The organism is Paenibacillus sp. CMM36 (assembly GCF_053570945.1).
On record NZ_JBSEDY010000003.1, the window covers coordinates 286343 to 301318 of the forward strand.

At 40.9% G+C, this 14976-nt stretch carries 15 protein-coding genes; 8 read left to right on the forward strand and 7 right to left on the reverse strand.

Translation table 11 applies throughout. From position 1 onward, the window contains the following. Positions 1-401 precede the first annotated feature (401 nt). Both ACWA2B_RS08590 and ACWA2B_RS08595 read left to right on the forward strand, forming a co-directional pair. Complete coding sequence (locus ACWA2B_RS08590) at positions 402-590, forward strand: hypothetical protein (protein ID WP_141695469.1); 189 nt, start codon at positions 402-404, stop codon at positions 588-590. 135 nt (positions 591-725) lie between these two features. Next, a complete protein-coding gene (locus ACWA2B_RS08595; RefSeq protein ID WP_449291930.1) occupies positions 726-977 on the forward strand; it encodes a hypothetical protein in 252 nt (83 codons plus the stop codon). Between the two features lie 1062 nt (positions 978-2039). On the opposite strand, the gene ACWA2B_RS08600 is transcribed toward ACWA2B_RS08595, so the two are convergent. The 5 genes from ACWA2B_RS08600 to aiiA all read right to left on the reverse strand — a co-directional run bounded on the left by ACWA2B_RS08600 (position 2040) and on the right by aiiA (position 6560). Next, the gene (locus ACWA2B_RS08600; protein ID WP_069010905.1) at positions 2040-2651 is read right to left on the reverse strand and encodes a TetR/AcrR family transcriptional regulator; all 612 of its coding nucleotides are present in this window, start codon (positions 2649-2651) and stop codon (positions 2040-2042) included. Positions 2652-2809: 158 nt separating this feature from the next. Next, on the reverse strand, positions 2810-3001 hold the full coding sequence (locus tag ACWA2B_RS08605) for a hypothetical protein (protein ID WP_069010906.1): 192 nt from the start codon (positions 2999-3001) through the stop codon (positions 2810-2812). Between the two features lie 29 nt (positions 3002-3030). After that, a complete protein-coding gene (locus tag ACWA2B_RS08610) occupies positions 3031-4419 on the reverse strand; it encodes an Asp-tRNA(Asn)/Glu-tRNA(Gln) amidotransferase GatCAB subunit A (RefSeq protein ID WP_069010907.1) in 1389 nt (462 codons plus the stop codon). 45 nt (positions 4420-4464) lie between these two features. Continuing rightward, positions 4465-5787 (reverse strand): MFS transporter, encoded by a 1323-nt coding sequence (locus ACWA2B_RS08615; protein ID WP_449291931.1) that lies wholly within the window; start codon positions 5785-5787, stop codon positions 4465-4467. 14 nt (positions 5788-5801) lie between these two features. Next, on the reverse strand, positions 5802-6560 hold the full coding sequence (gene aiiA / locus ACWA2B_RS08620; protein ID WP_318627612.1) for a quorum-quenching N-acyl homoserine lactonase AiiA: 759 nt from the start codon (positions 6558-6560) through the stop codon (positions 5802-5804). A 1093-nt stretch (positions 6561-7653) separates the two neighbouring features. On the opposite strand from aiiA, the gene ACWA2B_RS08625 reads away from it, so the two are divergent. The 4 genes from ACWA2B_RS08625 to ACWA2B_RS08640 all read left to right on the forward strand — a co-directional run bounded on the left by ACWA2B_RS08625 (position 7654) and on the right by ACWA2B_RS08640 (position 11011). Then, positions 7654-8811 (forward strand): serine hydrolase domain-containing protein, encoded by a 1158-nt coding sequence (locus tag ACWA2B_RS08625; RefSeq protein ID WP_069010911.1) that lies wholly within the window; start codon positions 7654-7656, stop codon positions 8809-8811. A gap of 81 nt (positions 8812-8892) precedes the next feature. Further along, the gene (locus ACWA2B_RS08630) at positions 8893-10227 is read left to right on the forward strand and encodes an erythromycin esterase family protein (protein WP_069010912.1); all 1335 of its coding nucleotides are present in this window, start codon (positions 8893-8895) and stop codon (positions 10225-10227) included. 325 nt (positions 10228-10552) lie between these two features. Continuing rightward, positions 10553-10831, forward strand: coding sequence for a 3'-5' exonuclease (locus ACWA2B_RS08635; RefSeq protein WP_080658578.1), 279 nt, complete (start codon positions 10553-10555; stop codon positions 10829-10831). 6 nt (positions 10832-10837) lie between these two features. After that, on the forward strand, positions 10838-11011 hold the full coding sequence (locus ACWA2B_RS08640; protein ID WP_080658577.1) for a DUF3970 family protein: 174 nt from the start codon (positions 10838-10840) through the stop codon (positions 11009-11011). Between the two features lie 235 nt (positions 11012-11246). On the opposite strand, the gene ACWA2B_RS08645 is transcribed toward ACWA2B_RS08640, so the two are convergent. Both ACWA2B_RS08645 and ACWA2B_RS08650 read right to left on the reverse strand, forming a co-directional pair. Beyond that, positions 11247-11819 (reverse strand): DinB family protein, encoded by a 573-nt coding sequence (locus ACWA2B_RS08645; protein ID WP_449291932.1) that lies wholly within the window; start codon positions 11817-11819, stop codon positions 11247-11249. Positions 11820-12265: 446 nt separating this feature from the next. Continuing rightward, positions 12266-12427 (reverse strand): hypothetical protein, encoded by a 162-nt coding sequence (locus tag ACWA2B_RS08650; protein WP_161626974.1) that lies wholly within the window; start codon positions 12425-12427, stop codon positions 12266-12268. A 129-nt stretch (positions 12428-12556) separates the two neighbouring features. Here ACWA2B_RS08650 and ACWA2B_RS08655 point away from each other — a divergent pair, with 129 nt between their 5' ends. Next, positions 12557-13540, forward strand: coding sequence for a LacI family DNA-binding transcriptional regulator (locus ACWA2B_RS08655; RefSeq protein WP_029515909.1), 984 nt, complete (start codon positions 12557-12559; stop codon positions 13538-13540). A 198-nt stretch (positions 13541-13738) separates the two neighbouring features. Continuing rightward, the gene (locus tag ACWA2B_RS08660; RefSeq protein WP_039270452.1) at positions 13739-14974 is read left to right on the forward strand and encodes an MFS transporter; all 1236 of its coding nucleotides are present in this window, start codon (positions 13739-13741) and stop codon (positions 14972-14974) included. Positions 14975-14976: the final 2 nt, after the last annotated feature.

Consider the following 14976-nt stretch of genomic DNA (forward strand, 5'->3'; position numbering starts at 1 on the left):
CACGGAGAATTTCATAATATAGTTTTACAGTGGTAAGAGGGCGTAAGAATCTTTCCTTGCATCTTACCTATAATAATATGATGATTGACAATAAGATCATATTCTTTTCCCAAGGGGGTACCTAGTTCTTGTTCTCAGTTCGGGACAAGAACTTGCAGTGGTTATGAAGTCGCCAATTTGGCGGCTTTTTGTTTTACAGATAAATGATATTGTCTTGTGTTAAGACAAGGGCAATTAAGCGTTTGAATTAAAATAATGGGGCTGGGTATGCTAAATTAGCAAATATGGAATTTCTTGATTTTCATGAAAGGGTGAGACCGTCATCATTCTGCAAAAGGTACTAACTTATCTTATTAAACCGGATATATGGTTAGGAACTTTTTTCCCATTTGCTCTTCCGTTTGGAGTATCAAGAGTATTTCAATGGTTGCATACAGGGAACGGGAGAAATTTACACTGGTTCAGCTTTGATCAAAAAAAGTTTCATGAAACAAGAAATACCTCAACTAGTCGTTCCTTTTACAGCAGATCTAAATCAAAATTTGCTGGTGATGAAAGAAATCATCGGGCATAACTCAGAGAGCCTCTGAAAAGAAATATTACTAAAGTTGAAACTGAAAGAAACCATCTGGCTAGACGTGAAGTTGAACTGTTGAAAGAGATAGATACTCTTAGAACGCAAAGAACAGAATACAGAAGAAAACTAAGAGCTAGATCCAAAGAGTTTGGGGCAGTTTTACAGTTCAGTCACAATTCCTAAGTTATTAACCCTTCTCAATGAAAGGCCTAAGCTTAGCAATGTGTTTGCATTCTATCAGTTAGATAAATTCAATAGAAGGTACAATAAACTAAAATTAGCAGCTAGAGAGGTATTAAAACAGGAAAGAATAAAAAGACTACGTGATGAAGCTTATAAGGAGAAAATGGCTGCTGGCTATAAAAAAGTTAACGGATATATCGTAAGTGATGAGAGATGACTGGTACCTCTATGATCCAAACAATATTGTATACCTCATAACAGACTCAAAAATTAAATTAATTGAAGATTTACCAGCTACTGCATCTTTGTATTTAATGATGGAACTGCATATGTTTTTTATATCCATTTTGAAACGGAGAATAAAAAAGAAAATGAGAAGTATATTGTAGCGATCGGTGAAGGATTAACCGAGATTCATAAATATATGTTGAACAAAGAAAGTTGCCAACCGGCATTTTTTGTGCCCTTTTTTGTATCTTTAGGGTTACTCGATGGTAAAATAATGTATACAAGTGGATGTATTTTTATGCATTTAAGCAATGTGGATATTCTCATTAATTATGACACCACACAGTGAGTAACGGTAATAATTGAGACTGATTTGGTTGATAACCGAGACATTTTTGGGTATATGTTTGAGACATTTTTAAACCAGTAGAAACAAAGCCCCTTGTTTCTATTGGTTTTTTGTGTTTCTATTTACTCTATATATCCTATAAATGTTAACATATGGTATTATCGATATCGAATCCAAATTACGATCATAATTGATACTTTTCGTAAAGGTGGTTTGGTTATGGATTGGAGAAGTTGGACGTGGAGTTTGGAAGATGAGTTAATAAAATCCCCAAGTGTTGTACAAATCTCTTCAACTGCAATTTTGGAATACATAAGATGAAAACCTGCTTGTTCTCCATGGATTCTCAGGCTACTAAGCCTGCTGCTACGAAGCCTACAGGAAGTAGACGAAAGAGCGCTGCTGATGATAAGAAGACCGAATAAGGAGAGCGTGCCATGGAAGTCCGATCCGGACAATTCGCGTAGCAGCCATTGGCAGAAAAAAAGGGTTGTCCCATAAGTCATAAAAATGACTAGGGACGTCCTGTTCTCCAATTGTAAAACAATAAGAAACCGTTCCTGGGTAAAATGGAGGTACCACCCGACCATTTGAAAGGATATGGTTTCTTTGTACATTCAATATACCATTATGAGATAAAAAGAGGAGTTACGCAGGACTATTCCTCATCCATGTTATGTGGCTTTGTGGCCAGCCCCTCAATTAATGTCTATTAGCTCTTAAACCTTCAATAAATATGCGGTGTAATCCATCAAGAACTCGTTGGCTTGTAAAGCCCTCATCTTGGAGATGGTAATCGATATTGTGAAGCACGGCCAGCAGGGCTTCAATAGTATATGAAATGTCCACCCCGGATACGTCTCCCTGTTCAACGGCCTCATTTAGCAGATTTCTGCTTATATTGCGCATCCATTGACATAACGGGGATTGTAACGGACGATGCCCGGTTGAGGCCCGGCTGACCTCACAGAGCCAAGGAACTTTCGCCTCTAAAAAAGAGACATATCTTACGATTACATGGTAAAGCCGGTCCAAGGCAGCGGTTTCTGGGGATTGATCAAGAAATGCTTGAACTTCATCAAACAAAGGTTGGTATTCTTCATACGCGATCTCCTGACATATGTCGCCCTTATCCGAGTAGCGGCGGTATAGGCTTGCTTGTCCTACTCCAGCAGTCTTCGCAATCTGATGCATATTGACATTGTCAACGCCTTTTTTGATGAAAAGTTCTCTAGCCGCCGCCAAAATTCGTCTTCGGTTTAACTCCTCTCTGGGAATTTTCAGAGAGACAGATTGCGATTCTGAATTCACCATAAACATCTCCCTTCATCATTAATTTAACTGTTATTTAACACGAAAAACGGACAATATGTCCGTTTTTCGTGTATAGGACATGTTGTCCGTCTTCATAATTATAATACATTTCGTGAAAAATTAAAAATACATTCATTTGGGTGACCGATGAGCTTTTTTTATCTCTTGGTATAGTGCTTTTTGTAAATTGGAGGCAAATGCGGTTCAATGCCCGATAGGTCCAGTTCCTTTAAACTTGCGATCGTATGAATAAACTGCTCGTATGCTTTTTTCTTGTCGCTCGTCGTATCTGTTCCGGTTTCGGTTGATGCTCTCCTGCTAACTTCAGAGTTAAGTTGCTTTTGATCCATAGATTACCCTCCATCAAATATAGTCAGGCTTACAAATCCGGATGTCTCTTGTGCCAGTCTGTATTCATTTCATAAGTATTGCCGATACCTAGTACTGTCGCTTCTTCGAAGGGGCGGCCAATCAATTGCATATTAATCGGCAGACCGGAAGGTGAGAAGCCGCAAGGCATGCTCAAGCTAGGCAAGCCAGTCAAATTGGTCGGAACCGTAAATGAGTTCAATCTGAATACACTAGCTTCATCATCTGCACGCGGCGCAGTGATCGGTGTTGCCGGCGTCAACAAGATGTCGATTCCGGACAATGCATTCAAAAAATCATTGACAATTAGTTGCCGGGCCCGCTGAGACTGAAGGTAAATGGAAGCCGGAATATCTCTACTGCTTTCAAGAAACATTCGGACGTCCGGTCCATACTGTTCCAATTCTGTCTCAAGCCACTTCTCGTGGTACGAGTACATTTCCGTCATCATAATGGCCATCGTCGCACTTCTAACATGTTTGATCAGGGGCAGGCTAACTTCGATGATTTCTGCTCCCAGTTCTCGGAATTTATTGATAGCGGCCTTCATCGCAGCTTCCACTTCTGGCATCAAATCCTCGTAATAGTAGCTTGTCGGCAATCCGATACGCACACCCCTGAGACCATTCGGATACATCTTGATACCTGGCGCAGGCAGATCGACAGTCGATTCATCCTTTGGATCGAAGCCAGACATCACATCCAAGCACAGGGACGCATCCATGACACAGCGGGTCAACGGACCCGAGTGGTCCAATGACCAGGCCATTGGAATGATACCATACCGACTGACCCGACCGTACGTCGGCTTCATCCCTACGACACCGCACAAAGCAGCGGGTATGCGGATCGAACCTCCGGTATCCGAGCCTGTGCCCAGATAAGTAAGTCCAGCCGCTAAGGCAGAAGCCGAGCCGCCGCTTGAACCTCCCGTTACAAGTTCAGTGTTCCACGGATTGAGACAAGGACCGAAGTGTGGGCTAGTTGTTGTCAATCCCGCAGCGAACTCGTGAGTCTGTACTTTGCCTAGCAGAACTGTTCCAGCCTCATGTAGCTTAGCTGCAACCGTCGAATCGTAATCGGGGACGAAGCTGTTCAATATTTTTGAACCGGCAGTTGTTCGGATCCCTTTAGTGTAATATAGATCCTTATGAACGATGGGAATCCCGTGAAGGGGCCCTTTGTACCGACCATGCATAATATCGCGTTCCGATTGCTTCGCTTGTTCAAACGCCAGTTCGGACGTTTGGGTAACGAAAACGTTCAGTTTCGGATTCAAACGTTCGATGCGGTGAAGCGCATGTTCTGTAATCTCTACCGGGGATATTTTCCTTGTACGGATCCTCTCGGCCAGCTCATGAATAGCAGCAAAGGACAGTTGGAAATTTAATTTACTCATCTATTCATCCTCCGTATCTTTCGGACATGTCGTAAGTCTACTAAACTAATTACCATAGCTTCCGCTAGGATTTGCTTTTCTTGCGAATAAGTATGTCAGGATTGCCAACAGGGAAATGGTAAAATAAACAACAGAAAAAGGCATCTTTAGATCAATCAGTCGGCCGACCAGCGCAGGGCCGAATGCTCCGCCTAGGAGATAGGCCAGTGTGAAAATACCCATCCCCACACCCAGCTCAGCCGAACGGAGTGTCGTCGAAACTAAATTGCTGCTAGAGGTGAGGACACCGTTGAATCCAATCATAAGGATAATGATCAATAAAGCGTCGATCCATGGCGGCAAATGTACGGATACCCCCAGTAGTATAAATCCGCTGATGACGAGACTTTGCGATATGACAAGCACACGGGAGCTTCCGAAACGATCTGTCCAACTTCCGATCCGGGATCCGAGCAAGGCTGCACAGGCGGCACCGGGAAGCATCAGCAGACCGATTTTACTAGTTGGTAAATGAAAGGAATTCTTCATCATGACAGGAAGAGTAAAGGTTAACCCCGTGTTGCATACGAAGGTAAGGAATCCAATCCCTAGAATTCGTCGGTAAGGAGCATTTTTCATGAAAGATGCATCGATAAATGGATGTTCTTTTTTCTGAATATGAGTACCGAACCATAGAAGAACTGCTGCTCCTGCAATGAGCATAAACCAATAGTTCGTAACCCCTAGCAATACCAACGCCAGTCCCGCGGAGAACAAAACAGCTCCGAGAAAATCGAATGAACCGCGGTCGTGTTTCTTGTCAGGAACATACTTGAATATCAAAGGGATAACAAATAGGCTCAGACTGGACACGATGAACAAAGCACGCCAGCCAAAGTATTGCTCTACGAAACCGCCGAACACAGGCCCGAAGCCGGAAGCAAAGGCAATTGTGGCGGATAAGGTTCCCAGCACCCGTCCCTTGACTGTAGGCTTAAAATACAGGGTTACTGCCGCATAAGACAGGGGAGAGATGGATGAGGCCCCTGCTGCCTGCAGTAGTCTTCCAATGATGACTTGCAAGTATGAAGCTGCAAAAAAGCCGATCATAGAGCCGAAAGCTAAAAGGATTAAACCAATGACATACAGCTGGCGAAAGGAAAAGGACTCCGTTAACCTGCCGTAAGTACCGGCGCCGATAGCCATCAAAATGCTGTAACCGACCATAACCCAGCTCACCTGCGAGGAGGTCAGGGCAAAGTCAGCGGAAATCGAAGGTATAGACAAATTAAACATGGTCATATTGATGTTTCCGAAAATAATGAGCAAGCAAAGTGTCCCCATTAATTTTCGCTCATTGCCGGATAAAGCCATTGATTGAGTATCCATAGCCTGTCTCTCCATTACAGGAAGTCAGGAAAGGTGCGGCATTTTTGCGCCTGATCTCTATCGTGTCCCAAGAAAACATAGGACGGCCGAACATCCTGAATTAACTCCTGCATGCGAGTAATCGATTTGGCAGCCATCTCTTGATCGAATGTCAAGAACGGTACGCTATTCTCGAAGTTCTCCCGAGTATAAGCAACATCAATTGTCAGTAGCACTGGACCCGACTTTTCCGTTGTGACAAGGACTGATTGATGGCCAGGGGAATGACCCGGAGTGAATAAAATTTGAACCCCCGGAATCAATTCATGGTCACCCTCAATGATTTGATATTGTAAATCGGGCAGCCTGCACTCTAATGGAGAGTAATCCTCATTGTTTATGGCCGCATCATACTCTGCCCTTTGAATAAGGATCGGCGTATTGCGGAAATGCCCGTTTCCCCCAGAATGATCCAAGTGTAAATGGGAGCTAATGACCATTTGAATATCGTCAGGTCGATAACCGACACGCTTTAACACATTTACGATCGAGTCGTCGTCAGACATGTTGGGGACGACGCGCCCTTCACGTCTAGTCCCCTTGTAGTAATCGGGATTGTTGATAAAAGCGTCGGGCATTCCCGTATCGATGAGTATCGGCCCGCTGGTCGTTTCCAATAGAAAAGACCACACAGGCATTCCGACTAATTTCCCGGGGGCAAGGGTTCGATTAACTGCCGATTGATCTAGGAAACATTCACCTACAGATAAAAAATACAATTTTTTGATATGCATCCCAGTTTCACCCTTCGTATTATAAATTCGGACAGTTTGTCCGTTTTGTTTTGATTATATCGGACAAATTGTCCGATGTCAATTTGTCATCGGCGGTTGGGCATCGGCAAAAGCCTTACACCTGCAACAATACGCCAAGCTAAAGAATGTCGCCTAGGTGGAGTGCAAAGAAACAACGGGGCTGCGTTTGTACCAAATGCTAACGAGAGCACGACAGGAGATTACTGTTGTAATCTATAAAAACAAGGATATGCTGAATGCCTGTTTGAAGATAATGGGCTTAAAATGATTGATTGTAGTCAGGAGATAACAATGTTTCGGTTCAGCCATCAATCCGGCGGTAGAGGAGAACATCCGGTTTGAAGTGTTGAGAAATGAATCGGGATTTGAAATTAAGGTTTTTGATCGATTGGTAAAGTTAGATAAGGAACCTTTTTCGACTGTAGATCAAGGGGACTGACCCCATAACGTGAGACAAATCAAAACACCTTCAAGAGAATCAAGCCATGTCGTAAGATATGGAGATAACCTTGGAGGTGTTTTTACGTTGGCAACGAGAGTGAGTTACCCCCTAGAAAAATGCAAGCGATTGTGAGATTGGCAAGAGTTCCGGTAAGAGAGGTTATGGAGCAACTGGGAATACGAATAAGACACAGCCAAATCACCAGCTTCACTGACAGCGACATCTGGATTGAGATATTCACTCCGAATAATATTAGGATTTTTAATAGTGTGACATTTTGACACTACTGTATGTGACAGAAAAATACTTAGAATCATAGAGGCAGTTTAACACATTAACAATAAACGAGGAGGGGAGATTTTCATTGTGTATGATAAAAAAATAAAGAGGCGTGAAAGGGGAAACAGGTATGACCTATTTATGAAAAACAAACCAGTAACAAGAGTGTTTTAAGGAAAAGAAGTAATTTCTAGGGTTAACATACATGTGAAAAAAAAGGAATTTACCGTTTGTTAGGACACAATAGCGTTTGTGAAAATAATAATGAGTAAAGATAATTGCAAATCCACTCTTGCCCTAAAACAGCAAATAACTGCCGATACAATATGAATAGAGGAGAAGAATATCTTTATGAAAAAGCATTGTCAAATTGCATCTACAGGTTTAGTCCTTTTAATGGCTGGAAGTTCTCTGTTATACACAACACCAACCTCAATTGTAAAAGCGGAGTCCATTCAAAATGTATCTAGTCCGTTACAAACAAGCACTCAAAGTGAACGTAATTCCGTCAAAGAAGCAATGCGGGATACATTGCAACTTGGATATCCTGGGATACTTGCTAAAACTTCTGAGGGTGGAAAAACATGGAGTTATGCCGCTGGGTTAGCGGACCTGAGCACCAAGAAACCAATGAAAACAGATTTTCGCTTTCGCATTGGTAGTGTAACGAAGACATTCATTGCAACAGTTCTACTTCAATTATCTGAAGAGAACCGCTTGAATCTAGACGACTCCATTGAAAAATGGTTGCCTGGTGTCATTCAAGGAAACGGATATGATGGTAACCAAATTACTATCCGGCAGATATTGAATCATACAAGTGGTATCGCTGACTATGTAAATTCAAAAGACTTTGATTATACGGATACAAAAAAATCGTATACGGCTGAAGAATTCGTAAAGATGGGGATTTCTCTTCCCCCAGACTTTGCCCCAGGAAAGGGTTGGTCTTATTCAAACACAGGATACGTAATACTGGGGATCCTTATTGAAAAAGTAACTGGAAACAGCTATGCGGAAGAGGTTGAAAATCGGATTATTGAACCGCTTGATTTGTCAAATACATTCCTACCTGGCAATTCAAGCGTGATTCCAGGCACCAAGCATGCCCGTGGCTATTTCCAACTAGACGGAGCAAGTGAGCTAAAAGACGTTACTTATATTAACCCAGGTAGCTCGGATGGAGATATGATTTCTACTGCTGACGATTTAAACAAATTCTTCTCTTACTTACTCAGTGGTAAATTACTGAAGGAACAGCAACTAAAACAAATGCTTACTACAGTTCCTACAGATAGAGAAGGAACCGGATATGGTCTTGGGATCTTTGAAACTAAGCTTCCAAACGGTGTCTCGATATGGGGACACAAAGGTAGAGTTCTAGGGTTTACCACTTTTGCTGGTGGCACACTTGGAGGCAAGCATACATTGGTCGTCAATTTGAACAGCTTTAAAGCTGATAGTCCTGATCCATTTAAAAATATTTTACTTGCTGAATTTAGCAAGTAGGAAAAAAGGAAAAAAATGGTTTAAAATGGGCTCCTTAGAGCATGTCAAAAAACTAACAAGTAAGTATTTTAGGAGGGTATTATGAAAAAGAAAATGATTATTGCACTTGGTGTTTTTGCTATAATACTGACTAATTTTGTAGGAAGTACTTATGCAGACTCGAAAACAGGAGTTTCTGTTACAGCTCCCTACAATACAAATCAAATAACGGAATGGTTAGAAATGCATGCAAAGCCTTTAAAAACAACTAATCCAACTGCATCTTTTAATGATTTAAAACCACTTAAGAATATGGTAGGTTCAGCTTCAATTGTAGGTTTAGGTGAAGCTACGCATGGGGCTCATGAAGTTTTTACAATGAAACAACGCATTGTTAATTATTTAGTATCTGAAAAGGGATTCATCAACTTAGTTTTAGAAGAGGGATGGGACAGAGCTCTGGAGCTTGATCGATATGTTCTTACTGGTAAGGGAAACCCAAGCCAACATCTATCACCTGTATTTAACACAAAAGAAATGTTAGATCTACTTAGTTGGATTCGACAATATAATGCTAATCCAGAACATAAATCTAAAGTGCGTATCATTGGGATGGACATTCAATCAGTAAACGAGAATGTTTATAATAATATAATAGAATATATAAAAAGAAACAATTCAGATCTTGTGCCTAGAGTAGAAGAGAAGATAAAAGGTCTCATTCCTGTAACAAAGGATATGACTACTTTTGAGGGCCTTACAAAAGAAGAAAAAGAAAAGTATATTTCAGATGCTAAACAAATCAGTGCTTTATTAGAACAAAATAAAAGTTATCTGAACGGAAAATCCAAAGAGTTCGCATGGATAAAACAAAATGCTCGTATTATTGAACAGTTTACTACAATGTTAGGAGGAACATCCCCTGATAAACCATCGGATTTTTATTTGAAACATGATATTGCAATGTATGAAAATGCGAAGTGGACTGAAGAACATTTAGGGAAAACCATAGTTTGGGGACATAATGGACACGTTTCGAAAACAAATATGATTCCATTTATATACCCTAAAGTAGCTGGGCAGCATTTAGCAGAATATTATGGAAAACGGTATGTATCTATTGGAACATCAGTTTATAAAGGACAATATAATGTTTATAATAATGATGGTGAATTTGGCCCATATGGAATATTAAAATCAGATGATCCAAACAGTTATAATTACATTTTTGGACAGGTCAAAAAAGATCAATTTTTTATTGATTTACGTAAGGCGAACGGAGTGACAAAAACTTGGTTAAACGAACAACATCAAATTTTCGCTGGAATAACTAAAGAAGGCCCTGCTATACCAAAAACTGTTGATATATCATTAGGTAAAACGTTTGATATACTTGTTCAAATTCAAAAAGTGAGTCCATCTCAACTACATCAATAAATTTGTAATAATGTGGCTTAACGAAGTGTTGTATTGATGATAGTGTTAAGTGTCAATAGAGGTGTTTAAAAAATGTCAGCTAGGTTATTCCATTAAAAGATCATTAGATGGAATAAATGTTTTCGAATTAGAGACGATGTTGGGTAGAAGCACATTATTATCAAGTTAACAAAATAAATCCGAATTGAAACAGCCTCTATCCTGCAGGTTCAATCTGACTGAGCACAACTTGCACGAGTCTGTTCATTTGTATCGGGTCTGCCCAAGGGCAGACTCTTTTTTGTACAAGAAAAAGTCCATCTTATAATCGTCAGCTTGGTTTTTTGTGAAAATAAGAGAAACAACTAGCAGCAATACAAAAAGCTCGAACCGTTCAGTTAGCCAAAGAAAATCAGAATATATCATTTTAGATGTGAAAACCACCGGTTTAGATGGCGACTCTGAGATCGTAGAGATTGCAATTATTGATCTTGACGAAAATCCTCTTTTTGAAACGTTAATCAAGCCGGTATCCCTCATTCCAGAAGAAGCGACCGCCATCCACGGAATCACAAACGAAATGGTTGAAAATGCTCCAAGCTCATCGCTAAAAGAAGAGTTGTAAAAGAGGATGCTAAAAATACGGGTTGAAGGAATACCTGAAGAGATTGATCAGTTTTTGGAGCACTTCGAGGACTACTACAGAGTGCTGAAGCGTTCAAAGGCCTATCAGAACAGAAACAGTGAATATGTTCGTGTTTATGTTGATGTAAGCAGTCCAAACGATCAGCCTCTAAAAGCTTAGAGGAAACAAATTGCGGTTTGTATCAATTTCTCTGGTATTACCCCATTTTAACGTACATATTTTTATATATTGATAAAAGAATCGAAATTACAAATATTGGATTTTGGTATACAACTTTATTGTCCAAAATAAAGTTTTAGACTGATCCGACAAATGCAACAGCGGCAGATAAGGACGCGAAAATAAATTCCTAGACTGGCCGCTGTTGTGGTCAACATTCAACTATCGTGTCCTGTTAGCCTAATAACTCTGCAGTTTGTAAGAAAGCGTTCAGCCGCTCCTTTTGAAGAAGATGATGACGGTAATGCATCTCCACCATCGTGAACCATTCGACCGCGTTTAACGCGCCGAAGGCTACGGCCGGATGAGTCGCCTTTCGCTGCAGCCGCTCTGGGTCTATGTTCTGTAGCGACGCCCCAATCTCATGCATGCGGCGCCTTGCTTCCTCCAGCTTGGCGACAAGCTGCTCCTTGCTTTCTGGCTGTGGGGGCGTATATTGCAAGTCGGCCGGTACTTGAATGCGAACCGGTGGGAAGCTCCCTTGCTCAAACACGGCATGACCGGCCTCCGTCTTCCCGTCGCCCTCCTCGTTGCCGCCACCGAGCGCCATGCACTGCTCCGCAAGACGGAGCTGCAAGTTCATCGTGGAATGGGGCAGATGCAGGTACATTTGCCCAAGCGACCATTCGTTCTCGCTTGGCTTGCGACACAGTTCCGCCAGACTATACTTGTCCAGCTCCCGAACATAATGCTTCGAAATCTCGTCGAACCTTACCAAAGTATCCTTAATCCCTATGTTCTTGTTCATCAAGACCATCTCCTCGAATACTGAATTACTCTCATCATATGAGAGGGTTCAAGAAAAAAGCATATTCGTAGTTTATACCTTTAATACTTTATTTTCCAGTCTAAGACTATGTTTTCTAATTACACGGGCGCAGTCGCTAGCGCGCCGATCGCAAAGCTGGACTTCATTCCGGAAGAGATGGGGAGCGCAACTGCAGTCGCGCATGCGGGCCGCGCGTCGCCAGTCTATAACTTATCTCAGTCTAGTTCTTTATTGTTTAGTCTAAAACATTATTATTCGCTAACAATTGACAATGAAGAAGTAGTATAACTTCGAGTCAATGAGTTCTCACTAATTATGAAGATGATCGTTGAATTATCATCTGACATGCATCTGGGGAAATGAGACTGCTTAGGCTTTAGTTTTCCATTATCATTAAAATTGAAATGATCTTATGACAGAGCCTATTAAGCAGTGGCACGATTCGACGAAATGGTTACAGCCGCAGGCAATACGGTGTAAGCTTCTTCAGGAGGATTTTTGCTCATTTCTATGATGTAATGATCAACAAATTCGCTATCATATCCTTGTTTTTTAGCGTCTTCTTTGACCAGTTCTTCTGTCGCCAAGGAGATTCTTAGAGGGAGACAAATCTGAAGAATAATCCATAAGAATGCTCAAGCATGTTTTTTAACATTTAACCATGTTAAAATGAAAAAAATTAGAGATATGGCATGGAGAGAAGGCAGGGAGAATCAATGAAACCAAAACTTAACGATGTTGCACAATTAGCAGGAGTTTCACCGACTACGGTTTCTCGCGTACTTAATAATCGTGGCTATATCAGTCAAGAAACGAAGGATCAAGTTCATAAAGCGATGCAAGAGCTAAATTACTTTCCAAATGATGTGGCTCGGTCATTATTTAGTAAACGAACAAATCTGATTGGATTAATCATTCCAACTACAAGCAACCCATTTTTCGGAGAGCTGACTTTTCATATAGAGAATATTTGTGCGTCATTAGGCTATAAGCTGTTGCTTTGTAACAGTTTGAATCAGCTGGATAAAGAGGAATCATATGTGGATATGCTTATGCGAAATCAAGTTGACGGTATTATCGTTGGTACACACAATCGGGGTATCGTAAATTATGAACAGAAGAACATTGCCGTCATTGCGATCGATCGCTTCCTATCCGATTCAATCCCAGTTGTAGGATCGGATAATTATATGGGTGGAAAACTGGCGTCAGAACTACTTATTGAAAAAGGGTGCAAGCATATCTTACACATAAATGGCCCTGTTGAATTGGAAACACCAGCAAGCTTAAGAAGAAAAGCATATGAAGATGTGATGGAGCAGTATGGTCGAAAGGCAATTACCTATGAAGTACATGATCCCTTCCACCAACAGAATCACGACGAACCGATTAAACGCTTGCTCGATGAACATCCTGAAGTAGATGGATTGTTTGCGAGTAATGACTTGGTGGCTGCGTCTTTTATTGCTAAAGCAAGAAGAAGAGGAAAACGTGTTCCTGAAGATATTCGCGTAATTGGATATGACGGAACAGAAACAACCCGCAATCTTCTCCCTGAATTAACGACAATTCAGCAACCAATACAGGAGATTGCCAGATCTTCCATAGAGTTACTTATTAAAGAAATTGAAGGTGGATTCAGTGATGTCCCGCGAGAAACCTATCTACCAGTGAAACTGATTGAAGCTAGTACGGCTTAATACAGTTTCCATAGTTTTCAGCATTGTGATAGAAGGTGGAGCTATCCTTATTAGAGTAATTGAAATCAAGAGGAGAGCTCTTTTTCTTTCGAAAATATGTCAAGCGGTTGACATATGAAAGCGGTTGACATATAATCGATCTGTAAATACGAAAGTGCTTTCATTTACATTAAATGTTCAACTTGAGGAGCGTTCGATATGAGAAAGTCAAAGAGCATGTACTGGAAACTAAGTGCCTATTTTTTCTTTTTCTTCTTTACTTGGTCAGCAAGTTATTCATTGTTCTCCATCTGGCTAGGGCAAGAAATCAGTCTGAATGGTGCTGAAACAGGTGTTATCTTTACTGTAAACGCTATCTTTGCGCTATGTATGCAACCGCTTTATGGCTATATATCTGATAAAATCGGATTAAAGAAGCATATTTTATTTCTAATCAGTTCTTTGCTCTTATTTGTTGGTCCTTTCTATATCTTTATCTATGGGCCGTTACTTCAATACAATGTATTTCTCGGTGCCATTGCAGGTGGATTATACTTGGGTATTTCTTTTTTGGCAGGGATTGGAGCCATCGAATCTTATGTCGAGAAAGTCAGCCGAAAATATGACTTTGAATACGGAAAATCTCGTATGTGGGGCTCGCTAGGTTGGGCAGCAGCAACGTTTTTCGCTGGTCAGCTCTTTAATATCAACCCTAACATTAACTTCTGGATTGCATCAGTATCTGCTGTCGTTCTGTTTATCATTATGATGACAATTAAAGTTGAAATGACAGATTCCGAGATGGAGCGAGCAGAATCCGTTAACTTTAAGCAAATCGGCCATTTGTTTGCAAATAAGCATTTGTGGTTCTTCATTTTATATGTTCTTGGTGTTACCTGTATTTACAATGTGTATGACCAGCAGTTCCCGAATTACTTTTCATCGACGTTCTCAACGGTTGCATTAGGCAATCAAGTTTACGGTTACTTAAATTCCCTACAAGTGTTCTTGGAAGCAGGCATGATGTTCTTAGCGCCTTTCATTGTCAACAAAATTGGAGCAAAAAAGGGTCTAATATTGGCAGGGTTCTTGATGGCGTTCCGGATCATGGGTTCAGGCTTAGTTATTGGACCTTATGGAATCTCAGCTATGAAATTGATTCACGCATTGGAACTGCCAATCATGCTGATCTCCGTATTTAAGTACTTGGCTGCAAATTTCGATACGCGTCTGTCTTCGATCTTGTATCTGGTGGGATTCCAGTTTATGAGTCAGGTAGGAGCTTCGATCTTCTCGCCAATCGCCGGTATGTCTTATGACATTAGAGGTTTTGCAAATACGTACGTGATTATGGGTGTTTTCGTATTTGCCTTTACAACAATCTCAATCTTTACCTTAAAGAAAGAACCGAAAAAGCTGGATCCCAAGCCTAACAAGCATATTGAAACAGCATAGGA